This window comes from Halomonas sp. LS-001 (assembly GCF_052983955.1).
In genome coordinates this window covers 2,831,551-2,855,260 of the sequence record NZ_CM129816.1, presented here as the reverse complement: position 1 = coordinate 2,855,260, position 23,710 = coordinate 2,831,551, and the positions used below count along the sequence as shown (strand labels likewise).

18 protein-coding genes are annotated in these 23,710 nt (G+C 56.0%); 13 read left to right on the top strand and 5 right to left on the bottom strand.

Annotated elements, in window-relative coordinates:
• Nucleotides 1-7 precede the first annotated feature (7 nt).
• From smc to ACU6TU_RS12820, 4 genes are all read left to right on the top strand, one after another.
• Nucleotides 8-3,505, top strand: coding sequence for a chromosome segregation protein SMC (gene smc / locus ACU6TU_RS12835; RefSeq protein ID WP_447141796.1), 3,498 nt, complete (start codon nucleotides 8-10; stop codon nucleotides 3,503-3,505).
• A gap of 306 nt (nucleotides 3,506-3,811) precedes the next feature.
• On the top strand, nucleotides 3,812-5,542 hold the full coding sequence (gene zipA / locus ACU6TU_RS12830) for a cell division protein ZipA (protein WP_447141795.1): 1,731 nt from the start codon (nucleotides 3,812-3,814) through the stop codon (nucleotides 5,540-5,542).
• A gap of 88 nt (nucleotides 5,543-5,630) precedes the next feature.
• Complete coding sequence (gene ligA, locus ACU6TU_RS12825; protein WP_447141794.1) at nucleotides 5,631-7,664, top strand: NAD-dependent DNA ligase LigA; 2,034 nt, start codon at nucleotides 5,631-5,633, stop codon at nucleotides 7,662-7,664.
• Nucleotides 7,661-7,933, top strand: a complete 273-nt coding sequence (locus tag ACU6TU_RS12820) for a YheU family protein (protein ID WP_447141793.1) — start codon at nucleotides 7,661-7,663, stop codon at nucleotides 7,931-7,933. The genes ligA and ACU6TU_RS12820 overlap by 4 nt, the downstream gene beginning before the upstream one ends.
• On the opposite strand, the gene mnmC is transcribed toward ACU6TU_RS12820, so the two are convergent.
• Together mnmC and ACU6TU_RS12810 are read right to left on the bottom strand one after the other, a co-directional pair.
• Entirely contained in the window at nucleotides 7,927-9,930 is a 2,004-nt protein-coding gene (gene mnmC / locus ACU6TU_RS12815) for a bifunctional tRNA (5-methylaminomethyl-2-thiouridine)(34)-methyltransferase MnmD/FAD-dependent 5-carboxymethylaminomethyl-2-thiouridine(34) oxidoreductase MnmC (protein WP_447141792.1), read from the bottom strand. The two genes, ACU6TU_RS12820 and mnmC, sit on opposite strands and share 7 nt — an antisense overlap.
• A gap of 167 nt (nucleotides 9,931-10,097) precedes the next feature.
• On the bottom strand, nucleotides 10,098-10,397 hold the full coding sequence (locus tag ACU6TU_RS12810) for a YciI family protein (RefSeq protein WP_447141791.1): 300 nt from the start codon (nucleotides 10,395-10,397) through the stop codon (nucleotides 10,098-10,100).
• A gap of 115 nt (nucleotides 10,398-10,512) precedes the next feature.
• Here ACU6TU_RS12810 and ACU6TU_RS12805 point away from each other — a divergent pair, with 115 nt between their 5' ends.
• From ACU6TU_RS12805 to ACU6TU_RS12785, 5 genes are all read left to right on the top strand, one after another.
• Entirely contained in the window at nucleotides 10,513-11,433 is a 921-nt protein-coding gene (locus ACU6TU_RS12805) for a PHP domain-containing protein (RefSeq protein WP_447141790.1), read from the top strand.
• 110 nt (nucleotides 11,434-11,543) lie between these two features.
• Nucleotides 11,544-12,167 (top strand): L-threonylcarbamoyladenylate synthase, encoded by a 624-nt coding sequence (locus ACU6TU_RS12800; RefSeq protein ID WP_447141789.1) that lies wholly within the window; start codon nucleotides 11,544-11,546, stop codon nucleotides 12,165-12,167.
• Nucleotides 12,168-12,419: 252 nt separating this feature from the next.
• Nucleotides 12,420-12,797, top strand: coding sequence for a photoactive yellow protein (gene pyp, locus ACU6TU_RS12795; RefSeq protein ID WP_447141788.1), 378 nt, complete (start codon nucleotides 12,420-12,422; stop codon nucleotides 12,795-12,797).
• A gap of 51 nt (nucleotides 12,798-12,848) precedes the next feature.
• On the top strand, nucleotides 12,849-13,979 hold the full coding sequence (locus tag ACU6TU_RS12790) for an AMP-binding protein (protein ID WP_447141787.1): 1,131 nt from the start codon (nucleotides 12,849-12,851) through the stop codon (nucleotides 13,977-13,979).
• A 22-nt stretch (nucleotides 13,980-14,001) separates the two neighbouring features.
• Nucleotides 14,002-15,552 (top strand): HAL/PAL/TAL family ammonia-lyase, encoded by a 1,551-nt coding sequence (locus tag ACU6TU_RS12785; RefSeq protein WP_447141786.1) that lies wholly within the window; start codon nucleotides 14,002-14,004, stop codon nucleotides 15,550-15,552.
• 108 nt (nucleotides 15,553-15,660) lie between these two features.
• Here the strand turns inward: ACU6TU_RS12785 and ACU6TU_RS12780 are convergent, their stop codons facing one another.
• Complete coding sequence (locus tag ACU6TU_RS12780) at nucleotides 15,661-16,533, bottom strand: ion transporter (RefSeq protein WP_447141785.1); 873 nt, start codon at nucleotides 16,531-16,533, stop codon at nucleotides 15,661-15,663.
• A 42-nt stretch (nucleotides 16,534-16,575) separates the two neighbouring features.
• Nucleotides 16,576-17,478 (bottom strand): CYTH domain-containing protein, encoded by a 903-nt coding sequence (locus ACU6TU_RS12775; RefSeq protein WP_447141784.1) that lies wholly within the window; start codon nucleotides 17,476-17,478, stop codon nucleotides 16,576-16,578.
• A 149-nt stretch (nucleotides 17,479-17,627) separates the two neighbouring features.
• On the opposite strand from ACU6TU_RS12775, the gene ACU6TU_RS12770 reads away from it, so the two are divergent.
• The 4 genes from ACU6TU_RS12770 to ACU6TU_RS12755 all read left to right on the top strand — a co-directional run bounded on the left by ACU6TU_RS12770 (nucleotide 17,628) and on the right by ACU6TU_RS12755 (nucleotide 22,178).
• Nucleotides 17,628-18,308 carry a TIGR00153 family protein gene (locus tag ACU6TU_RS12770; RefSeq protein WP_447141783.1) on the top strand — a complete coding sequence of 227 codons (681 nt, stop codon included), beginning with the start codon at nucleotides 17,628-17,630 and terminating at the stop codon, nucleotides 18,306-18,308.
• An 8-nt stretch (nucleotides 18,309-18,316) separates the two neighbouring features.
• Nucleotides 18,317-19,582, top strand: a complete 1,266-nt coding sequence (locus ACU6TU_RS12765; RefSeq protein ID WP_447141782.1) for an inorganic phosphate transporter — start codon at nucleotides 18,317-18,319, stop codon at nucleotides 19,580-19,582.
• Between the two features lie 222 nt (nucleotides 19,583-19,804).
• A complete protein-coding gene (argA, locus tag ACU6TU_RS12760) occupies nucleotides 19,805-21,118 on the top strand; it encodes an amino-acid N-acetyltransferase (RefSeq protein ID WP_447141781.1) in 1,314 nt (437 codons plus the stop codon).
• Nucleotides 21,119-21,149: 31 nt separating this feature from the next.
• Nucleotides 21,150-22,178, top strand: coding sequence for a C45 family autoproteolytic acyltransferase/hydolase (locus ACU6TU_RS12755; protein WP_447141780.1), 1,029 nt, complete (start codon nucleotides 21,150-21,152; stop codon nucleotides 22,176-22,178).
• A gap of 87 nt (nucleotides 22,179-22,265) precedes the next feature.
• Here the strand turns inward: ACU6TU_RS12755 and xseA are convergent, their stop codons facing one another.
• Nucleotides 22,266-23,612 carry an exodeoxyribonuclease VII large subunit gene (gene xseA / locus ACU6TU_RS12750; RefSeq protein WP_447141779.1) on the bottom strand — a complete coding sequence of 449 codons (1,347 nt, stop codon included), beginning with the start codon at nucleotides 23,610-23,612 and terminating at the stop codon, nucleotides 22,266-22,268.
• Between the last annotated feature and the right edge of the window lie 98 nt (nucleotides 23,613-23,710).

Sequence of the window (23,710 nt, the reverse complement as noted above, 5' to 3'; positions counted from 1 at the left end):
AAGCCTTATGCGCCTGACGTCGATTCGTCTGGTCGGATTCAAATCCTTCGTTGACCCCGTTAACGTCCCCTTCGATGGCAACATGACCGCCATCGTGGGGCCGAATGGCTGTGGAAAATCCAACATCATCGACGCCGTTCGCTGGGTGATGGGGGAATCCTCCGCCAAGACGCTGCGCGGCGAATCAATGGCCGATGTCATTTTCAATGGCTCCAGCGCTCGTAAACCTGTTGGCCAGGCAGCCATAGAACTCAAATTTGATAACCGTGATGGCAGCCTGGGCGGTGCTTACGCCCAGTACGCCGAAATTGCCGTCAAGCGTCTCGTATCTCGGGATGGTCAATCTAGCTACTTCTTTAATGGTCAGAAATGTCGGCGTCGTGATATCGCCGATCTATTTATGGGTACCGGCCTTGGGCCGCGTTCCTACGCCATTATCGGCCAGGGCATGATTTCCCGGTTAATTGAAGCGCGACCTGAAGAATTGCGTTCCACCCTGGAAGAAGCGGCGGGGATTTCCAAATATAAGGAGCGGCGTCGCGAAACAGAAAACCGCATGCGCCGCACGCAGGAAAACCTCGACCGTCTTGATGATATCCGCGAAGAGCTGGATAAACAGCTTGAGCGCCTTAAGCGTCAGGCGGAAGCCGCACGTCGCTATCAGGACCTGAAACAGCAGGAGTATCGCCTTAAGGGCGAGCTGGCGCTGCTGCGTGGCCGCGCCTTGCGGGCTGAACAGCAACAGCAGGAGCACCGTGTACGGGAACTGGAAATTGCCGTCGAGAAAGATGTTTTCGGGGTGCGTGAATGTGAAAACCGCCTCGAACAGGCCCGTGAACAGCACGATCAGCTAGCTGAAGTGCTCGAACGCCATCAGCAGCAGTTCTATGACACCACTACGCGCATTGCGCGTCTTGAGCAGGACCAGTCTCACCGGCGCAGCCGCCTGGCGCAGCTGGCCAGCGATATTGAAAATGCGCGGCGTGACCTGGAACAGCAGCGCCTGGTCAGTCGAGCGGATAGTGAACGGTTACTTGCCATAGATGAGCGATTTGAAGCGCTGCTTCCTGAATGTGAAGGGCTGGAAGAGCAACTTTCCACCTTGGAAGACGCACTGAACGAGGCGTCACCTTCCCTGGAGCGCGCGCAGGAGGCTTGTGCCGATGCGGATGAAACCTGGCGTCAGGCATCGCGACAGGCCGAGCGCTGCCAGGACCAGGTACGCGATCTCGAACAGCGCATCCAGCGTTTACATAACGATCAACAGCGCCGTCTTCAACAGCGCGGTGATATTGAAGACCTGGCGTCACTTCGCAATGCCCACGCGCAAGCCGTTGAATCTCTGCAGGCCGCCGATGAAGAAGCCAAGCGGCTTGATCAGCAGCGCGATGCATGGCAACAGCAAATCAGTGATGCAAAACAGTCACAGAGCAATGCCGGCAAAGAACGCGAAACCGCCCAGGCAGCGTTAAGCCGTCTGGAAGGTGAACGCTCTTCCTTGGAGGCGTTGATCAACGCGGCCCTGGCAGACCATGACCCTGCGATCGACCAGGCCCTTGATAGCATGGGGCTTGGTCAATCGCCGCGTCTGGGTGAGCAGGTTCAGGTGACGGAAGGCTGGGAAGGCGTCGCCTCCTGGTTGCTCAAACCCTGGCTGAATGCCCGATTGGTGCCAGCGGCGCAGCTTGCCACCTTGCCGGAGGCGCTTTCCACGGACTGGTGCCTGCTGGCTGACATGCCAGATAACCAGCCGTCAGTGGGCCGCTTTGCTGCGCTACTGAGCGGCGCTGGTGCGCTAAATGAATGGTTGAGCACCATTCACTGTGTAGAAACCGCTGCGGACATTCCAGACGCCCTGGCAGAGTTGCCCGACGGGCATAGCGTTCTGAGCCGTGATGGCGTTTGGCAGTCAGCCCGGTGGCTGCGTCAGCAGGCTGACGGAGAAGGCGTTGACGCACTGCTGGTGACGCGTAAACGTCATGCTCAATGTATGCAAATGATCGAGGAGCAGAACGAAACGCTGGAACAGTCTCAGCAGCGTCTGGAGGATGCCTCGGCCGCGCTTGAAACGCTTGAGCAGCAGCGGGATGCGGATGCTGAAAGCGAGCGCTTGCACTCTCAGGAGCGCCAGCAACTGGCACTCAAGGAGCGCAGCCTTGCCCAGAAAATGGAGCATCTGGAAAGCCGGGTGACGGAGCTGGACGATGAATTAACCCGGCTCAAGGAAGACGAGGCTGAGCTTGCCCTTACGCTTGAGACGTCACGCGGTCGTTGGGATGACGCCATGGCAAGCCTTGAAGTCGCCGCCGCTCAGCGGGAAACCTCGAATGCCGAGCTGCAAGCGCATCGTGAGCAGCGTGACCGTCTGGCCCAACAGCTTACGCCACTGAAGTCACATCAACAGGAATTAGCCCTTGAACGCGAGCGCCTGAAAACCGAGCGTGAGAGCCTGAATGCTCAACAAGCGCGAAGTGGCGAAACGGAAGAACGTTTACAGTTACGCATTGCCGAACAGGAGGAAGCCCGCGAAGCGCTGATTGAACCGGATGAAATGGCCGGCGAAGAGCTTGAAATGCTGTTTGCCGAACGCGAAGAGCAGGAAGAGCGTCTCAACGCGACTCGTGATCAGGCCAGTGAGCTGGCGGAACAGCTGCGTAACGATGAGCAGGCTCGTCAGGCTCATGAGCGTAATCTGGAAAAAAGCCGCGAGCAGCTCCAGCAGCGGCGCATGGAAGTTCAGGCGCTGACTTTGAAGGCCACAACTCAGGATGAACAGTTGGCCGAGCTTGGCCATGATGCCGATGCGCTTGCGCAGATGCTGCCAACGGACGCAGAAGAGCCAGATTGGCAACACAAGCTTGATGCGACAACAGATAGAATACGCCGTTTAGGCGCGATCAATCTGGCCGCGATTGAAGAATACGATCAGCAGGCACAACGGCGTAACTATCTTGAAGCCCAGCACGCAGAACTGACCGAGGCGCTTGATACACTGGATCGCGCCATTCGGCGGATTGATCAGGAAACCCGGGCACGCTTCAAGCAGACCTTCGAGCAGGTCAATCAAGGTTTCCAGGCTCTGTTTCCGCGTGTTTTTGGCGGCGGCAGTGCATGGCTTGCGCTAACCGACGATGATCTTCTGGAAACAGGGGTTGCCATTATGGCTCGCCCGCCAGGCAAGAAAAACAGTACAATCCATTTACTTTCCGGGGGAGAAAAAGCACTGACAGCGTTGTCATTAGTCTTTGCTATTTTCCAATTGAACCCTGCGCCTTTCTGTATGCTGGATGAGGTAGATGCGCCGCTCGATGATGCTAACGTAGGGCGCTATGCTAAATTAGTAAAAGAAATGTCCGAGACAGTGCAGTTTATTTATATTACTCACAACAAGATTGCCATGGAGGCGGCGGAGCGTTTGATGGGAGTAACGATGCAGGAACCGGGTGTATCACGATTGGTGGCAGTGGATGTCGAAGAGGCCGCAGCACTGGCAGACGCTGTTTAAGCGTTTACATTGCGTTTAAAGCGGTTTTTTGCGATTTTAATGTAGAACTTGCCCAACTAGCCTACCTTTAAACTATTGGCTTCAGTAGGTTGCATTGGCCTTGTGAAACGCTGTAAAACATGAAAAATTGTTAAAAATCCCAAATTGTCAGGCAATCGCGCTATCCTTGATATAAACCCGTGATTGGTGTAGGTGATTATGTTGTGTCATTATCGCAATCAAGCACCATAACTTATGCCTGATAATTTCAAGCAATAAAGCTTGCCTCATTATTGTTATTGGCAAACGACCCATGGAATGTACAACATGGAACTAAGAGAGTGGCTTATCATTTTAGGGCTGGCGCTAGTATCGCTCATCGTCGTTGACGGTGCTCGACGGCTTCAGCGCCAGCGGAAATTTCCGCGTCTTGATCAGGCTGGTTCAGCAGATGACGATGGCGCTGACCCGGAAGAGGCTGAGCGTGTTGCCGAACTCAGCTGGGAACTGCCAAATGGCGGTGCCCGAGTAGTTAAACCGGCGGATTACAGCAGCCTTTCCAGCAAACCCAAGCTGAAGCGCCAAGAGCATCCCGGCCCTTCAAAAGTGCTCTCTGAATTCCGTCGTAAACAGTCAGCTTCTGCGTCACATGCCCCAGCCCAGGGTGCTGCGCACTCAGGTGCTGCTCAGCCATCGCCTGAAAGCGTAAACGTCAAGCACACTCGATCTGTCAAGAACACTCAATCTGTCAAGAGCACTCAGTCTGAAGAAAGCCATTCTCCTCCGCTGACATCGTCTGTCGAGCCGGAAAAAATTGATGCTGCCTCCGAAGCTCCGTTGGCTTTCGGAAAAATCAGTGCGCTGGATGACGCTGATGATACGGTCAATGCCAAGGTGTCAACGTCAGACCATGCACCGGCAGCACCAGCAGACCAGGGTGCAACAGTTCAAAGTTCAACAGTCCAGAGTGCAACAGTAGAAACGAGTGACAAGCCGCATTTAAACGAACATTTAAACAAAAATGCGAGCGCGAACACCGGAAGCACAAAAAATCCTCACCAGGAAGCTGCTGTTAAGCGTGATATCAAACGACGCCAGTTACGCAGCTCTACGGTGGGGGAATATTCCGATGAAGAAGACCTTTCCTATCAGCTGGTCGATTTCGAAGGTATCCGGGATTCGTTCAAGCACCGTATGGTGGAACGTATTCAGGATAGGAAACAGAAGAAAATTGATAAGGAAAAGCGTAAGGAACAGCTGAAAAAGGAAAAAGCTCAGCGTGCCGCCGAAGCCGAAAAGCTGAAAGAGCAGCGAGCCTATGAAGAAGCTCAACGTCGGCGTGAAGCACAGGCTCTGGCCGATGCGCAGGAAGCCGAGCGGGCGCGTCAGGCGCAAGAGCAGGCGGAACGGCTTAAAGCACAGCATGAAGCCGCTGCGGCAGATCGTGATAACAGCTACGATGACCGGTTCGTGGATGCTGATGAAGAAACGCTAGACGAATCGTATGCGGCTGATGAATATTACGATGATGTGGTTCGTCCACATCCGACGCTTGCCAAAGCCATCCGAAACGATGTCTCTGGCAAGCATGCGGGCAATACCTTGCAGAGTGCCGAAGAAGTGGTCGTGATTTCGGTAATGTCTCGCGATGAAAATGGTTTCGAAGGCGCAAAGCTGCTTGAACTGCTGATGATGTGCGGACTGCGATATAGCAGTCATATGGGCATTTTTCATCGTCTGGAAACTGAGCATCCTGAAAGCGAACTGCAGTTCTCGATGGTGAATGTCGTCAAACCAGGCACTTTCCCCATTCAGGAAATGGACGAATTTGTCACCCCAGGCGTTACTTTCCTGATGCCTCTGCCCGGTTCAGAAGACAGCTCTGCGGCCTTCGAGGCCATGGTGGAAACCGCTATGGTGGTGGTAAGGCACATGGGAGGAGAACTCAAGGATGAAAACCATAGCGTCATGACGGCTCAGACCATTGAGTTTGCCCGTCAGCGCGTGCATGATTTCGAGCGTCGTCATCGGTTGCATCGCCATATGCAAGCCCACTGACGCCGCCTTGCTTGAACACCCGCCTTTCTCCAGGAAGGCGGGTGTTTTTGTTATTAAATGTCTATTTTTTGTCTGTCGGAATCTCTGAATGAGTCAGCCTGAGTCAACCTTGCGGGAAGAGATCAGCCAATTACGCGCGGATCTGAACGACGCTAACTATCGCTATTACATCCTGGACGAGCCAACGCTGACCGATGCAGATTATGACCGCAAGCTGCAACGGTTGATGCAACTGGAATCCGAATACCCCAGCGAAGTGACACCGGATTCACCGACCCAGCGCGTGGGTGCAAAACCGCTAGATGGCTTTCCCGAAGTCGTTCACGCGATTCCCATGTTATCGCTGGATAATGCATTTAATGGCGAAGATATCACGGCGTTTGCCCTGCGTGTTGCAGAGCGTCTGGAATGCGACCCGGATACGCTGGTGTTCAGCTGTGAACCCAAGCTGGATGGAGCGGCGGTTTCTCTGGTCTATGAGCAGGGGCAGCTGGTCAGCGGTGCTACCCGAGGGGATGGCAGAACGGGCGAGGGGATTACCTCCAATTTACGTACCTTGCCTTCGGTGCCTTTGGTCCTGCGTGGCGAGAGCGTGCCGGAATTGCTGGAAGTGCGCGGCGAGGTCATCATCGGTCATGCCGGGTTTGAATCTCTCAACCAGCGGGCCCGTGAAACGGGGGGGAAAGTGTTTGCCAACCCGCGTAACGCAGCGGCAGGCAGCCTGCGTCAGCTTGACCCCCAGATCACCGCCACACGGCCACTGATGTTTAACGCCTATCAGGCGGTGCGCCTGGAACCGGATATGGGTGATGCGTCACACAGTGACTTGATGCAGCGTCTGTCAACGCTGGGCTTTCGCGTCAGCAAAGAGCTGGCTGTCATGAAAGGGCCGCAGGCGGTGATTGATTACTGCCATACGCTGGGTGATAAACGCGACCAGCTCGGCTATGACATTGATGGCGTGGTCATCAAGGTGAACGATCTGCGTCATCAGCGCGAGCTTGGTTTTGTGGCCCGTGCGCCGCGTTGGGCGGTGGCGTTTAAATTTCCGGCCCAGGAAGAAGTCACCACGCTTAACGACGTAGAGTTTCAGGTTGGCCGTACCGGTGCCATTACGCCAGTGGCGCGCCTGGAGCCGGTTAGCGTGGCGGGCGTTACCGTCTCTAATGCCACCCTGCATAATGCTGATGAAATTGCCCGCCTGGGAGTGTGCATCGGGGATACGGTGAGCATACGCCGCGCCGGTGATGTGATTCCCCAGGTCGTGCGGGTGGATCTCTCCCGGCGGCCAGCGCAGGCACGTCCGATTGAATTTCCCGAGCATTGCCCCGTTTGTGACTCCGATATTGAACGCCTTGAAGGCGAAGCCGTCGCGCGCTGTTCAGGTGGGCTCTACTGCCCGGCGCAGCGAAAAGAGGCACTGAAGCACTTTGCCAGCCGTAAAGCGCTGGATGTGGATGGTTTAGGGGAAAAGCTGATTGAGCAACTGGTGGATCTGGATTGGGTCAAAACCCCGGCTGACCTTTTTCACCTGACGACTGAGCAGCTGAAAAATCTTCCGCGCATGGGGGAAAAATCCTCTGCGAATCTGGTGAGTGCGCTGGGTAAGGCTAGACAGACCACGCTGGCGCGTTTTATATATGCCCTGGGAATTCGCGAGGTCGGAGAAGCGACCGCGTCCAATTTAGCCAGCCATTTTGGTACGCTTCAGGCGCTTCAGGAGGCAGAGGCTTCAGCGTTGGAAGCGGTGAGCGATGTCGGCCCCATAGTGGCGGCCCATGTGCACACCTTTTTCCGTCAGCCCCACAACCTTGAGACGTTGCAGGCGCTGATTGATGCGGGTGTTACGTGGCAGGAAAGCGAAGTCACACAGGGCCCAACGCCTCTGGAGGGGCAGACCTGGGTGCTTACCGGCACTCTGTCGAGCATGACCCGCGATGAAGGCAAGGCACGCTTACAGGCGTTGGGTGCCAAGGTGGCAGGCAGCGTATCGAAAAAAACCTCCGCCCTGGTGGCCGGTGAAGCTGCGGGAAGCAAGCTGACCAAAGCCGAGCAGATGGGCGTTGAAGTGCTGGATGAAGCGACCTTTTTGAACCGACTGGAAACCTGGGAGACCTCATGAGCCGATTTATCGAAGTGCCGGCCCGTATGCTACCGGCAGATACCCTGGCTTCCCTGCTGGAAACCTTCGTGACCCGCCAGGGCTACGATACCACGGATACCCAGGATGGCATGGGCGGCTGGGTGGGTGAGCTCAAGCAGCAGCTTGAGCGGGGAGAACTGATCATCGCCCATGATCTGGAACTGGAAATGACCGAAGTGATGACCCTTGAACAGTGGCGCAGCTTCGGCCGTGACCTGGCGGATGACGAGGAAGAAGGCGATTACTGAGCACGGATCAGTGCGCTGATAATCCGTCGTCCTGGATGTAAGTGATCGACCAGAGGCGCTTCCAGCGGCAGGGGCTCATCACATAGCCGAGAGGAGATCACCTCAGCACACAGCGGCGCACTGGCCAGGCCCCGTGAGCCGTGGGCCGCACTGATCCAAAGCCCTCTGTAATGCTGGCCTTCCCGCTCAGGTATTCGGGTCGCATCCTTGCTGAGTGACGCATAATCCTCTCGCCAGGCGGCTTCCATGGGGATAGGCCCTGCATAGGGCGATTTATCCGGGCTGGCCGCCCGCACGGCGGCACGCCCGCTGAGGTTGGCTGGCGTCAACTCAATGCCTGCGTTTTCTATCGCTGTTGCCAGAGCGGGAGCTGTCTGACGCAATTCATCGATGTTGCGTTGATGATCCTGGTCCTGCACGTCAGTCGTCGCGTTATTGGGAAGAAAGCTGGCACCAAAGGTCAGAACGTTTTCCAGCGCTGGAGGAACGTAGCCGCCAGCGCACACCACACTGTCAGGCCCCTTAACCCCGGTGGGCAGCGTCAGGGATGACACCTGGCCACGCACCGCCTGAAGCGGTAGGGCTTGAGTCTGCTCGAACTGGTTGGCCAGGTGTGCGTTGGCAATCACCACCTGATCTGCCTCGATGGTGGTGTCGTCAGCCAGCTGGATGCGCCAGTCATCGCCGCTGTCTTTCAGCTGCAGCACCTCGCCTTTGACCCTTTCGATGCCCGGCCTGGAAAGTAAGTGCTCACACAACTGTCTGGGTTTGACCCAGCCAGCCTGTGGATAGAAAAGCCCGCCTTGAGCAGACAGATCAATACCTGCTGCATGGCTGAGCGACGCTGCTTTTTTTGACGTCATCACGCTATCCGGCAAGGAATGACCGTCGAGAAAACGCTGTTGGCGAGCGGCTTCCTTATCGTTCAGCGCCAGTTGCAGCACACCGCAGTCATGCCATAGGTGATGTTCCGGGTCCATATTTTCCAGCCAGCGTCGGCTGAATAACAGCCCGGCAAGGTACACGCGGCTCTGGTCGTTGGTCTGGGCAGCCAGTTTGACGTAAAGCGCCCCCTGCCGGTTGCCGGAGCCCCCAGCACCCACCGCGTCCTTTTCAATCACGCTAACCTTCACGCCACGCCTGGCAAGTGCCGCCGCCACGCTGCTGCCGGCAATGCCTGCGCCAATCACAACGACGTGGCGTGGTGCCACCGGGGCGGGAGGCGTAAACCATGGTGTGCGTTGACGACGGGTATCCGCCGGTGGCGTGTCAATGTGGCCTGCGAGCATTTCCCGTTTTCGCCCGAACCCGGGGACTTTCTGCCAGGTGAAGCCAGCGGCTTTCAAGCCACGCTTAACCACGCCTGCACAGGTGAAGGTCGCAAAGGTGGCGCCGGGGCGTGAGCGCGCCGCCATATGGTGGAAAAGTTCCGGTTGCCACATATCAGGGTTTTTGGAGGGCGCAAACCCATCCAGAAACCAGGCATCGACCTGGCCGTCAAGCAGTGCCAGACGCTCACAGGTATCACCGAAATGCAGGTCCAGTGTCACTCTGTCACTCAGCAGTAGCCTGTGCACACCGCTAACCGCCTCTGGCCATTGCGAACTGAGCGTCTGTGCATAACTTGCCAAAGATGGCCAGGCACTTAATGCCTGGACCAGCGCATCATAGGGGAGTGGGAACTTCTCAGTAGAGATAAGATGCAACCTGGCATGTGCGGGGGCATGGCGTTCAAAGCACGCCCAGGCACACAGCATATTGAGCCCTGTGCCGAAGCCGGTTTCACCAATCACAAAGGCGCGCCCATGTTGCCAACCTGCAAAGCGTTCGGGAAGGTGGTTGGCCCCCAGGAAAACATGCTCGGTTTCGGCGCGGCCGTCCTGCCTGGAGAAATACACGTCGTCAAACGCCTCCGAGTGGGGCGATGCGTCATTCCAGGTCAGCCGTGGCGCGGTTAATGCCGAGAGCGGGGGGAGTGCTTTGGGGCCTTGGGTCACGCAAGTATCCCTGTGTTGATAAAAAGAGTCGTTTATTGGTTAAAAAATAACCAATTTGTTAAGCAGGGCGCTATCTCTTGCTTTGGGAAAAGCGTCCGCCGGGTTTTCACAGAGTTTTCCACAGGCTTTGTGAAAAAGTGAACAAGCTTCATCCCGTTGAGCCTGAGTCAAGGTAATACTTTTTTGAAGGGCTTGACGGTGACCTGGGCATAGACGCCAGCAATCACATAGGGGTCTGCATCCGCCCAGGCTTGCGCTGCCTCCAGGTCACTGAATTCTGCGATCACCAGGCTGCCACTGAAACCGGCATCACCTGGGTTGTCCGCATCAATGGCAGGATGTGGGCCCGCCAGCAGCAGGCGTCCTTCATCGCGCAGGGCTTCAAGCCTTGCCAGGTGATCGGGTCGGGCCGTCAGGCGGCGTTCCAGGCTATCCGCTACATCTTCACTGATAATCGCATACAGCATAAATGACTCCTCGATAAAAACGCGTGCAATTGACCGCACCAGTCCAAGCCCGCACTATAACCTGACTTTTGTTTAGCCAGAGTCCGTTATTTTGACAAACTCGAATCACGCCGTCATGCCTGAAGCCGTACTTCCGGGTTCGCTGGATGCGGACAGGCGTTACCCCTTTGATTTACATATGCATTCTACGGCATCTGACGGCGCGCTGGCGCCCAGTGAGCTGGTCGCGTTGTGCGCGCAGCGCGGGTTGCAGCATATCGCGTTGACCGACCATGACACCATGGACGGCGTTGACGAAGCTCAACAGGCTGCCCGGCAGCAGGGCATTGGCCTGTTACCCGGCTGTGAATTATCCACACGCTGGAACGGTGTCGGCATTCATATCGTCGCGTTAATGCCCGAGGGTGCACAGGGCGTGTTGGTGGAAGGGCTGGTGCGGCAACGCCAGGCGCGTATTGAGCGTGCGTCGATGATTGCCGAGCGGCTGGAAAAAATTGGCCTGTCCGATGCGCTGGCTAAGGCCCGTGAACAGGCAGGCAGTGAACGACCGTTAGGGCGCCCCGATTTTGCCCGTGCGCTGATTGATGCTGGCCTCGCGAAGGACTGGGCCGATGCGTTCAAGCGCTACCTGGGTAGCGGTAAAAAAGGCGATGTGAAAGCCCAATGGCCGGAAGTCGCAGAAGCCACGGAGTGGATCGTGGCATCGGGTGGTGTGGCCGTCATTGCCCACCCGCTTCGCTACAAGCTGACGCGGCGTAAGCGTGGGCTTTTAATGGATGCCTTTACACAAGCCGGGGGGCAGGCGGTGGAGTTGGTGAATGGCCAGCAAAACGGCGACGCCACGCGTGATCTGGCCCGCCAGTTAGTTGAACGAGGGCTCTATGCATCCATCGGCAGCGATTTTCATTTTCCGGGGAGCTACGCTGCCCCCGGTAGCATGAGCCTGGTGCCGCGCACGGCAGCGCCGCCCGTGTGGCAGCATCCACGCCTGGTAAAGCATTTCACACACGCCAGCCATCGTGATACCTCTTGCTAGCTGGTCGGTATTTACGTTATCGATAGAGTGCCCAGATAGAAAATGCAGGCGGGAAAGCGGTTCTCGTTGTATTCAATCTATCGCTATTTTTTAACCAAAGAGTGACCGTCATGAGCCAGTTCTTTCAGATTCATCCCGACAATCCACAAAAGCGCCTGATAGATCAGGCCATCGAGATTATTCAAAAAGGGGGGGTCGTCGCCTACCCCACGGATTCCGGCTATGCGCTGGGCTGCCACCTGGGAGAAAAGAAAGCCATAGAAAAAATCAAATGGCTGCGTTCGCTGGATGACAAACACAACTTCACTCTGGTGTGCTCGGATCTCTCCGAAATCGGCACCTACGCCAAAGTGGATAATGATGTTTTCCGCTTATTGAAAGCGCATACGCCAGGGGCATACACCTTTATTCTCGATGCCACGTCTGAAGTGCCAAGGTTGCTGTTGCATCCCAAACGTCGTTCGATCGGGGTGCGTGTACCGGATCATCGCATCACCCATGCTTTATTGGCCGCGCTGGGTGAGCCTCTGATGAGCGTGACCCTGATTCCCGTCGGGGAAGATGTGCCAATGACCGATGCCGATGAAATACGTGAGCGTTTTGGCGCGCACCTGGATGCCATTATTGATGGCGGCGCCTGCCATATAGACCCCACGACGGTGGTCGACCTGCGCGACCTGCCGCCGAAGATCCTGCGCGAAGGACGAGGTGATACTGCCCCGTTCAGCAGTTAAGCTCCCTATCTTGCTGGCAGCCCCTGATATAAGGTTTTGTGGGGCTGCTAACTGCTATTAGCTTTTTGTGCTGCTTAAGGAAAAGCGGGCGATCAGAATAAAGGCTTTTTTCAACATTGTTTATTTAGCGCTTTCTGAATCATTTAATGTTGGTTGGTTGTCATAATTGCATGCTTGTATTTTCGCTGATAATGTCATTCTGTAAATTGAATACACGCCACTGAAAGTTTCAGCATTAATAAGGAGATTGTTATGGAAAGAGTGCATTTTGGCAGCGACGATATTGAAAATAGCCTAGCGTCGATGGATGATAAAAAATTGGATAGTCTCGCCTTTGGTGCTATCCAGTTAGATAAAGATGGAAATATTTTGCAGTATAATGCCGCCGAAGGCAGTATTACTGGCCGCGACCCTAAAAGCGTGATTGGTAAAAACTTCTTCAAGGAAGTTGCACCTTGTACTCAGGGGAAAGAGTTTGAAGGTCGTTTTAGGGAGGGGGTGAAAAATGACGACTTAAATACAATGTTTGAGTACGTTTTTGATTATAAGATGCAGCCAACAAAAGTAAAAATACATATGAAAAAAGCCATTTCTGGCAGCACTTATTGGGTTTTCGTTAAACGTTTGTAAATCCAGATAACTCAGTGATTTATAATTGATTAAAAATAAGGAAAGCCATTTGTGTTTAGGTGGATGACCCCGCCGTTAATTCGCGCGGTTCTGGACTCCCTATTGCCATCAGAGCTGAGTGCCTATAGAGGTGTCTCGCTTTCTTCGATGTCTGACGTTCCTGCGATTGATTCGCTTGAGCGTCTTTATTTAGCGTCCAGTGTGGCGGAGTTCTTCTGTTTGCATGAAACAGGTATGGAAGACCGCCTGTTGATGGAAGAAAGCATTGAGGCATGGGTAACGCTGATTTCGCAGGCAATACCCTACACATCTGGGGTGGTCTTCCACACGTCGGGCAGTACCGGTGAACGTAAGGCTTGCTATTACCGTTGGGCAGATATCGACGCCGAAGCGCTGTCTCTGCATCAGCGTATTTCTGAACAATTAAACCCTGAGCGTGTCGTGGCTTGGTTGCCGCTTCATCACCTCTACGGCTTTATGCTCGGTGTCGCTTATCCTGCTGTCAATGGGCGTGAGATATACGTGGCGGATAGAACCCTACCCACGCTGCGGGAAGGCGATATCGTCGTCACTGTGCCGCCGCGATGGGCTTATCTTGCCAAGGCTCGCTCTAACTGGCCGCACAGTGTGCTGGGAGTTTGTTCAACGGCGCCGTTACCCGGGCAAGTAGCCAGAGAGCTTGCTGATCAAAATATGCCCGTCATGGAGATTTACGGAAGTTCGGAAACCGGCGGCGTTGCCACCCGCTTTAGTCCCGACAAGCCTTATAGCCTGCTTTCCCACTGGCAAAGAGAAACCTCCGATACGCTTGTCGCTATCGATAAGCCTCATCAACAGGTTCATCTGCCCGATCAGGTGACATGGGAGGATTCACGACGCTTCATGCTGGGTAACAGGCACGACGACGTGGTGTCAGTGGGCGGCGTCAATGTGAGCCCTCAGGCGGTCGCGCGGGAGTTTGAAGCGCTGCCGGAAGTTCATCAGTGTGCTGTCAGGCCCACTCAATCCAATGGTCAGACACGCCTTAAAGTCTTTGTCGTTCTCAGTGACAGTTGCCGCGACGAGGCAGCAGTTCGCTTAGAAAAGGTAATCACCACCTGGCCATCCGCTAAGCGGCCCGTGTCGATGACTTATGGCGATGCACTCCCCACCAATGCTATGGGTAAGTTAACCGATTGGTAGCCCCAAAATAAGGACGTTGTGCATGCTGACATCCCTCACTCTTGAGCAGCTTGAAGCCGTGGCGCTGGCGCGTGACGTTGTAGAGCTATCGCCCCATGAGCGTGAAAAAGTGAGAAAAGCGCACGCCTTTCTGCTCAGCCGCGTCGAAAAACGTCAGCGGATTTACGGCGTCACCACCGGATATGGTCCGCTGGCCAGTACTTATGTTGCGCCAGAGAAATCCGCTCTCTTACAGCGAAATTTGATATATCACCTGTGCAGCGGGGTGGGAGAGCCTCTCGCCATCGACCAGGTGCGTGCGCTGATGACGGCCCGTTTGGTCAGCCTCTGCCAAGGCCACTCCGGGGTTAACCTGGCGCTTATTGAGCGCGCGCTTTTCTGGCTGGCACATCATATTACTCCAGAAATTCCCGCGCGTGGCACTGTCGGTGCCAGTGGCGATTTAACCCCGCTTGCGCACTGGGCCCGTGCCCTGGGTGGTGAAGGGCGGGTCTGCGTAAAAGGGGGTCCGTGGATATCCAGTGCTGACGCACACCGCCAATTTGGCATTGAGCCGCTGATATTGGCGCATAAAGATGCCATTGCGCTGGTCAATGGCACCTCTGTTACCGTGGGTATTGCCGCGCTCAACACGGTCCGCGCGCAGCGCGCAGTAAAGCTGAGCACGCTGTTAGTGTTGCTCTACGCCGAACTATTGGAAGGGCACCGGGAAGCGTTTCATCCACAGATTGGCGCATTACGCCCACATCCAGGGCAACAAAAACTGCATCATTGGCTTTGGGCGCTTTCCGCCGAAAGCGGAGCGCTTAAACCGCTTGATACCACCACGCTGCCGAGCTCGCTGGATAGCATTGCTCGCGACCAACCGTTACCGCAAGATGCTTACACCTTGCGCTGTGCCCCACAAGCTTTGGGCGCTGTCTGGGATGTCTGCACACAACATGCAAACAGTGTAGAAATCGAGCTCACCTCAGTGAGTGACAACCCGTTATTATTTCCGGACGAGGGAAAGATACTCCACGGTGGCAACTTTTTTGGTCAGCATCTTGCCTTTGCGAGCGACCACTTAAACAATGCAGTCATACAGCTTGCGCTTTATAGTGAACGGCGCATTGCCCGTATCACTGACCCGATGCGTAACAACGGCTTACCTGCGTTTATGCAGCCGCAAGATACCGGTTTGCATAGCGGTTTTATGGGTGCCCAGGTCAGTGCCACAGCGCTGGTGGCTGAGCTTCGCAGCCACGCCATGCCCGCTTCCATTCAGTCGATACCTACCAATGCAGATAATCAGGATATAGTACCGCTTGGAACCATCGCGGCACGCCGCGTTGGTACTAGCCTCACTCAGCTCTATCAGATTCTTGCGATAGAAGTGTTGGTACTGGCACAAGCGGTGGATATTAGAGGCTCCCAGGCGTTAAGCCCAGCTTCTCAGGCGCTGCATCAATGGGTACGCCAACATGCCGCCACCCTGCAGGAAGATCGGCCTTTAGCCGAAGATATCTCAACGGTGGCGCAAACACTGATGGATCCGGATCAGGTTGAAAAATTGCTGGCGCTCTTGGTCTAAAAGGGGGGGGGCGGCATACCATTCAGCTATAGATGGGAAGACGGGCAAAGCGACGCATAGATTGAAGAACCTTCCCTTGTCTATTGAGAGTGTCATGATCTGGACGCATTATTCGGGCGTATCGTGTTTTTCCGCCTTCCGCGGGTCTTCGCTGTTTTCATCCAGCCAGGTGCCACACCGCAGGCAGTAGTGCGCTTTCTTGTCATGGCGGTCATGGCCGCAGCCGGGGCAGGCTTCTTCGGAGTAGCGTTCCTCACGGATCGAGCGAATCACCTGGGCGGAAAACACCCCGGTAGGTACCGCAATAATCGAATAACCAATCAGCATCAGCACCACCGTAATCGATTTACCTAACGGCGTCATGGGCACGATGTCGCCATAGCCCACGGTAGTCATGCTGACGATTGCCCAGTAAATCGACATTGGGATACTGGTAAAACCCGCCTCGGGAGACTCGATGGCGTACATCAGGGCGGCAAATAACATCACCACCATCAGAATGCTGAAGAAGAACAGAAAAATCTGTCGCAGACTTCTTCTTAGCGCCTCCATGAGTACGCGCCCTTCACCAACAAACTCCATCAGCCTGAGAATGCGGAATATCCGTAAGGCACGTAGCACCCGGATCATGACCAACCCATGGGCGCCGGGTATCAGCAACGCCAGCCAGGCGGGCAGAATGGCAAGAAGGTCGACAACCCCATAAAAGCTTTTCAGATACAGCCAGGGGCGCTCCAGGCAGTAAATACGTATGGCCAGTTCAAGCGTGAACAGCAGCGTGAATATCCATTCAATTGCTCGAAAGACGTGGCCAAAGCGTTGATGATAATCTTCGACGCTATCCAGCAGTAGGGCGGCCACACTGATCAGAATGGCAATGATCAGCGCGATATCAAAGGCTTTGGCACCGGGCGTATCGGATTCGAAAATGACGTGAAAAAGGCGTGTTCGCAGACCTTCGGAAGCTGGGCTTAGGTGCATGGCATCGTCCTTGGCAAACAGAAGGCGTAGGGAAGTTATTCGCTAGCTTAATGCACTTGGCTCAGCAAAACGACGGGCAAGTGTCAGGGCACTAACACCATAAGCGCTGTCAGGCTGGCCGTGGTCACTCAGACCGGTGAGCAGTTGACTGGCCAGAAAATGCATTTTCTCGTCGAGGTTTGAGTGGTCGGCTAACGCCTGCAGCGTATCCCGTGCGTTATCAAGATAGCTCGCCTGCTGGCTATCATGAAAGGCATCCAGGGCGACGGTTGCACGATGTAGCAGGGCGCCTGGAGAGCTGGCTTCAGGTAGATGCCAGCGCTGCTCGGCCAGCCACTCGCCGCGTACCGCCTTGCTGCTATCCGAGGGGCGTAGGGGCACTGTCTGGGCAATCAGCGTGGCGACGTCCCACAGTGTGTCCGCCTGGCCGCTTTTTAATTCCAGCTCAACTTCCCGAATCGGCGCCGTATACTGGCCGCTCACTATCTCGCCTTCATCCAGCACCAGCTCGATCAAACTGCCTGCCTGCTCGATCTCCCAGCGTGTACGGGTGAAATTGGTCTCCAGCTTGGGAGCGAGTGTGGTTAGCAGATCGTGATCCAACTCAGCAAAAGGGGGAAGCTTTGTCAGGCCCGCAATGTCCAGCTCGAACTGCGGTAATGCCCACTCCCATTCGCCACGGGTAGATAAACCGCCGCCACCCTGCCCAGCGGTTTTTACCGTTTGTAAAATCTGGTTATCGTCACGGCGCAGGCGCAACGCAATGCGTGCGTTAGCCAGTAATCCCTCAGGAGTATCAAAATATGTGTTCGTCAGCGTGTGCCGTTCTGCCTTCTGGTTGGCAAGCAGGGCGTGGTGCTTGAGCTGTGGTATGGAAGCCTCAGGAATCGCCAGTTTCAGCTCGATTTCCTGTGGTGAGTTTTCGGCGTGATTCTGTTCAACCATGACAGTTGCCACCTTTTTTGATGAACTTAAAATTAAATTTATATGACAATGTGAACTTTTTGTGACGAAACGGCGACCAAACTTTATACTGCGGCGCTTGTTGTATGAATTCAGTTTTCCGGCTCACCGAAAACAGGCTAAAAGGCTTTATGGTTACCCCCAACCCTTTTTCTGCAATGTTTGGCCGATCGCCATTCCAGCCGCTTCTGGCACATATCGTCAAATCCCATGAGTGCGCAGAGCTTCTGCTCCCGTTCTTTGAAGCCACCCTTGAAGGCGACTGGGAAGCTGCCGCCCGGCTGCGTGAAGACGTTACGCGTCTGGAGCATGAGGCAGACGTGCTAAAAACCGAATTACGTCTGAACCTTCCCAGCACCATGTTTTTGCCCGTCTCGCGCTCTGATCTGCTTGATTTGATCAGCGTGCAGGACAAGATTGCCAACAAGGTACGCGATATTACCGGCATCATGCTGGGTCGAAAAATGTGTGTGCCTGACGCGCTGGCCGAAAACATGCGGCTATATATGCGTACCAGTGTGGCCTGCGTGGCTCAGGCACGCCAGGCGCTTGAAGAGCTCAAGGAACTGCTTGAATCCGGCTTTGGCCGTAATGTGTCGGATGTGATGCAAAACATGATTCGTGAACTGCATACCCTCGAAAACCAGGCAGACAGCCAGCAGGTTGCCATTCGCCGTTTGTTGTTCGAACTGGAAACCGAGATGCCGCCGATTGATGTGATTTTTCTTTATCAGATCATCGATTGGGTGGGTGAGTTGTCCGACCGCGCCGAACGCGTCGGTAGCCGCTTACAAATCCTGACAGCTCGCTAGGGGGTAACATGCAGATCATTGCACAGCACGGCGAGGTGTTCATCATCCTTGCCTGCGTTTTCGGCTTTTTCATGGCCTGGGGGGTGGGTGCTAACGATGTGGCCAATGCCATGGGCACCTCGGTAGGCTCCCGCGCTATTACCATCAAGCAGGCGATCCTGATTGCCGTGGTGTTTGAGTTTCTCGGGGCCTGGCTCGCCGGTGGTGAAGTCACCAATACCATCCGCAAAGGAATCATCGACCCGACGTTACTGGAGGATGACCCACAGCTGCTGGTTTATGGCATGTTATCGGCGTTACTGGCAGCGGGTACCTGGCTGATGATTGCGTCCATGAAAGGCTGGCCAGTCTCCACGACCCACTCGATTGTCGGTGCGATTGTCGGTTTTGCGGTAGCAGGCCTGGGCGCTGCGACAGTTGACTGGAGTGCCGTGGGTACCATCGCGGCCAGCTGGGTTGTCTCACCGCTGCTGGCGGGAACCGTCGGGTTTGTGCTGTTCAAATCCATTCACCACCTGGTGTTTGAAGCGCAGAACCCGCTGGCTGCCGCCAAACGTTATCTGCCTGCCTATGTGTTCCTGGTCGGCTTTGTGGTCACGATGGTGACCATGACCAAAGGGCTCAAACACGTTGGCCTGTCGCTGACGTTTTCGCAAAGTCTGGTGATATCAATCCTGTTTGGTCTGTTGCTCACCGGGATTGGCGTTTTAATGGAGCGCCGGGTGGTCTACGTAAAAAGCAGTGAAGACCATTTTGGCTACGCTAACGTTGAGCGTGCCTTTGGGGTGCTGATGATTTTCACCGCCTGTGCCATGGCTTTTGCCCACGGGTCCAACGATGTGGCAAACGCCGTCGGCCCTTTGGCGGCGGTTATCAGCGTCGTACAAAGCGGTGGTGAGGTTGGCGGCGCGGCGCTGGTGCCATGGTGGGTGCTGGTACTCGGCGGCGCCGGTATCGTGGTGGGCCTTGTAACCTACGGGCACAAGGTGATTGCCACGGTCGGCACTGGCATTACCGAACTGACCCCAAGCCGTGGTTTTGCCGCGACACTGGCGGCGGCTACCACCGTGGTGCTGGCTTCCGGCACCGGCCTGCCGATTTCCACCACACACACCCTGGTGGGTGCCGTGCTGGGGGTTGGTCTGGCGCGCGGCATGGCAGCATTGAACCTGCGCGTGATTGGCACTATCGCCATGTCGTGGTTGATCACCCTGCCGGCGGGCGCGAGCCTGGCTATCCTGTTCTTCTTTATGTTCAAAGGCATGTTCGGCTAGGTTTGATTCTTTCTAGCCACATCCTGTCTAGTCAAACCCTGAAAGACCCGGAGCGGCATCTTTTCGACATAAGCTTGTGTTGGAAAGGTGCCGCTCTTTTTTAGTTGCTGGTAAAGTAGTCGCAAACCTGACGGTTCGTCGCATGAAAGATGAGACAGAACCCGGTCAGGTAAGATTCGCTGATATGAAAGGCTTCATTCACCTGCTGCCGGAGAGCGGCCCTTGGATACACGCTTCCCCTTTGTTGACTGGTTTCGCAACGCATCACCCTATATCAACGCGCACCGCGGGCGAACCTTCGTCATTCTGGTCGAAGGTGAGGCGATTGCATCGCAGCGCGGTGAACAGCTGATTCAGGATCTGGCGCTGCTGCACTCACTTGGTGTGCGCCTGGTAGTGGTGTTTGGTATTCGCCCCCAGGTGCAGGCCGCGCTGCAGATGGCAGAGGTGTCGCCACGCCTGGTGGGTGGCCGCTGGGTGGCCGATGCCGCCGTGATGAGTCAGGTGGAACAGGTTGCTTCCCATCAACGTCTCTGGCTGGAAGCGCGCTTATCGCTGGGCTTGCCCAGTACGCCGCTGCATGGTGTGGAACTCAGCGTGATTTCCGGCAACTTGGTCACCGCCAAGCCGCTGGGCGTGCGGGAAGGGGTTGATTTTGACCACAGCGGTGAAGTGCGCCGGGTGCGCGCCGGGGCCATCGAAGGGCTTCTGGATAAAGGCTCGCTGGTGCTGTTGCCGCCACTCGGCTTTTCCAGCACCGGCGAGGTGTTTGATCTTGATGCCGCTGACGTGGCGCAACATGCCGCCGTGGCACTGAAAGCCGATAAGCTGATTCTACTGGGGGAATCGGACGGGCTGGAAAACGAACAGGGCGCCTTGCTGCGCCAGTTAACGCCCGACGAAGCCGAGCCGCGTTTGACGGCGGCTGAAGCAGGCAGCGAGCTTTCGCGCCATCTGCAGGCGGCCTGCACGGCTGCCAGGGAAGGCGTGGCACGCACTCACCTGCTGTGCTGGCGCAATCATGATGCGCTGCTCGGGGAGCTATTCACCCGGGATGGCGTGGGCACCATGATTACCCAGCATCACTACGAGCAGTTACGGCCAGCGACCCTGAACGACATCGCGGGGCTACTGGATCTGCTGGAGCCGTTAGAACGCCGAGGCATGCTGGTCGCGCGCTCCCGCGAACGCCTGGAGCACGAAATTGATGATTATCTGGTCATCGAGCGGGATGGCATGGTGATTGGCTGCGCTGCCTTGCATATTTTCCCACAAGCCGATATTGCCGAGCTTGCCTGCGTGGCGGTGCATTCCAGCTACCGTGGCGGCGAACGGGGAGAGCGGCTGGTTGAAGCGATTGAGCAGCGGGCGCATCGTCACGGAATTGGCGCTATCTTTGTGCTCACCACCCATACCGCCCACTGGTTTGTAGAACGGGGTTTTGAGTCGGCCAGCATCGATGATCTGCCGTTGCTCAAACGTGAAACCTACAACCATGCACGCAAATCCAAGGTGCTGATAAAGACACTTGTATAATTCACCCTGACGGCAGCAAAGGTTTTACGCCATGACTGATCAAACCCATGCCCTTGGCTGGCAAACCATTTATGGCACGCCTTATGGCATTGGCGTTTGTCTGGGGCAGGCCGGACGGGAAGCGGTGCACCGTCATTTGTTACCCAGCCGCATCTGGACAGAAGTGACCGCATCGCGTCATCGTGATGACGTGGCCGTTATGGCTGCCAATACTCGGCGTTATTTTCCTGCTGTCTGGGAAGAGCTGGAAGGACTGGCAGAAGGGCTTGAGCTGCCTATCCAGGCGGTCTTCGCCTGGAATTGTCGTGGCGACCTGCTGACGCATACCCCCGACGGTTGTACCACCCTGGTCATTCCCGGCGATACACCTGTGGTAGCGCATAACGAAGATGGCCTGCCGTTTTTTAAGGGGCACTGCTTTATGGCGGAGGTAAACCCTGACCATGAGAGTGGGTTCATGGCGTTTTGCTATCCGGGTTCGATTCCAGGCCACGCCCTTGCAATAACGCGCCGGGGCCTTGTACAGACAGTCAACAACTTGCGCCTACATGGTGTCGTTCCCGGAATGCCACGCATGGTGCTGGGCCGCGCTGCCTTGTACGAAGCCAGTGTGGCTGAGGTGATCGCACTGCTGGAGCAGTACACCGAATGTGGCGGCTTTCATTTTACATTGGCCGAACGTGGCCAGCGCGAGGTAGTCAGCGTTGAATTTGGGGCGGGTAGCCTGGCGCAGCGGACGTTGAACACTCCTGCGGTGCATGCCAATCATGCGCTTTTTCAGCCGGTGTCCTCTCAGACGATCACGGCGTCTTCCCGTGACCGTCAGCAGCGTGGTGAGCAACTACTGGCAGCAGGAGAGCGGCGGCCCCTGGTAATTCTTCACGATCAGCAGGCGGCTGGCTTGCCCATTCTGCGCCTTGCCGCTGACGATCCGGATGACGAAAATACCCTTGCCACGGCGGTGATGCGCATTGAGGCCGATGGTATTGCCTGGCAAATCCATGACCGCCCCCATGCACCCCCTGCCTATGCAGGAAAGCTGGCGTTTGTTTTTCACTAAACCCTTTTCACTGACCTCTTTTCGCTAAACCCTTTTCACTGAATCCTTTTCACTGAATCCTTTTCACTGAACCCTGGCCGCTAACCGCTATTTTCCCCGGGTAAAGCGCCGCTTGACCTCAACGCTTAACTTGCCTTCACCCAGCCGTAGTTTGAGCTTCTGGCCGGGCTGGGTGTCTTCCGCACGGCGAATGATCTGCCCCTTTTCATCCTGAGCAATGGCATAGCCGCGCCCCAGTACTGCCAGCGGGCTGACCGCGTTCAACTCGCGGGCGAGGCTGGTAATACGCGCGTGACGCCTTTCCAGCTGCAAGGTCATGGCGTTTTGCAGGCGGCGGTTCAGCGTATTCAAGCGGGTTTGTTCTGCCTGATGGCGGCGGTCTAGTTCCTGGCTGTTCAAACGTTTTTGCAGCTGCACAATACGTTCGCGCTGCTGGGCCAACTGTAGCTGCATGGTGCGCTCAAGCCGCTGGCCCAGGGCGGTAACGTGCTGGCGCTGCTGCTTAAGTTGCTCGCCTGGGTGGCGAAGCCGGGCACGTAGCGTATCCAGCCGTTGGCTATCGCGTTCCAGGCGTGCCTGCATGGCGCGATGCAGGCGGGTTTGTGCCTGTTCCAGCTGGCCTTTTAATGCCCGCCGATCAGGCACCAGGCGCTCTGCTGCCGCTGATGGCGTCGGGGCGCGTACATCCGCCGCGAAATCCGCCAGGGTGACATCCACTTCGTGGCCCACCGCCGACATCACCGGCAGCCGCGAATGAAATATCGCCCGCGCCAGATGCTCGTTATTAAACGCCCAGAGGTCTTCCAGGCTGCCGCCGCCACGGGTGATAAGCACCACATCACGCTCGGGGTCCAGGCGCGGCTGACGGTTGAGCAACCCCAGTGCCGAAATTAACGCAGGGGCGGCTTCAGCACCCTGCACCGGCACTGGAATAATAGTCACATCCGCCAACGGCCAGCGGGCGCTGAGTACCGCCAGCACATCGCGAATAGCAGCGCCGCTGGGCGAGGTTAAAATCAACAGACGGCGGGGAGGAAAGGGCAGCGGTCGGGCATTAGCGAAGATGCCTTCCCCATCCAGCCGGGTTTTTAATCGCTCAAACGCCGCCAGCAGCTCACCCAACCCGGTGGCCTGTACAGCCTCAACAATCAGTTGATAATCACCGCGTGGCTCGAACAGGGAAACGCGCCCACGCAAACGTACCTGGTCGCCGTCGCGCATGGGGGCGGCGATAAACCGCGCCCGCTGGCGAAACAGCGCACAGCGTACCTGAGCACTGTCGTCTTTCAGGGTAAAGTACAAATGCCCCGACGCAGGCCGGGAGACATTGGAAAGCTCACCTTCAACCCATACGTCGCCCAAGCCATGCTCAAGAGCCTGACGTGCCTGCTGGTTCAGCTGGCTGACGGTAAGGGCGTTGTGATTATCTGCCATGGGCTAACTCGCTAGCGGGAGAAAAGAGCAAAAGGAGAATAGTAAACCGTCAATGATTTAAGATGAATGATGACATGAATTGCTGCCTTGGTCGCATA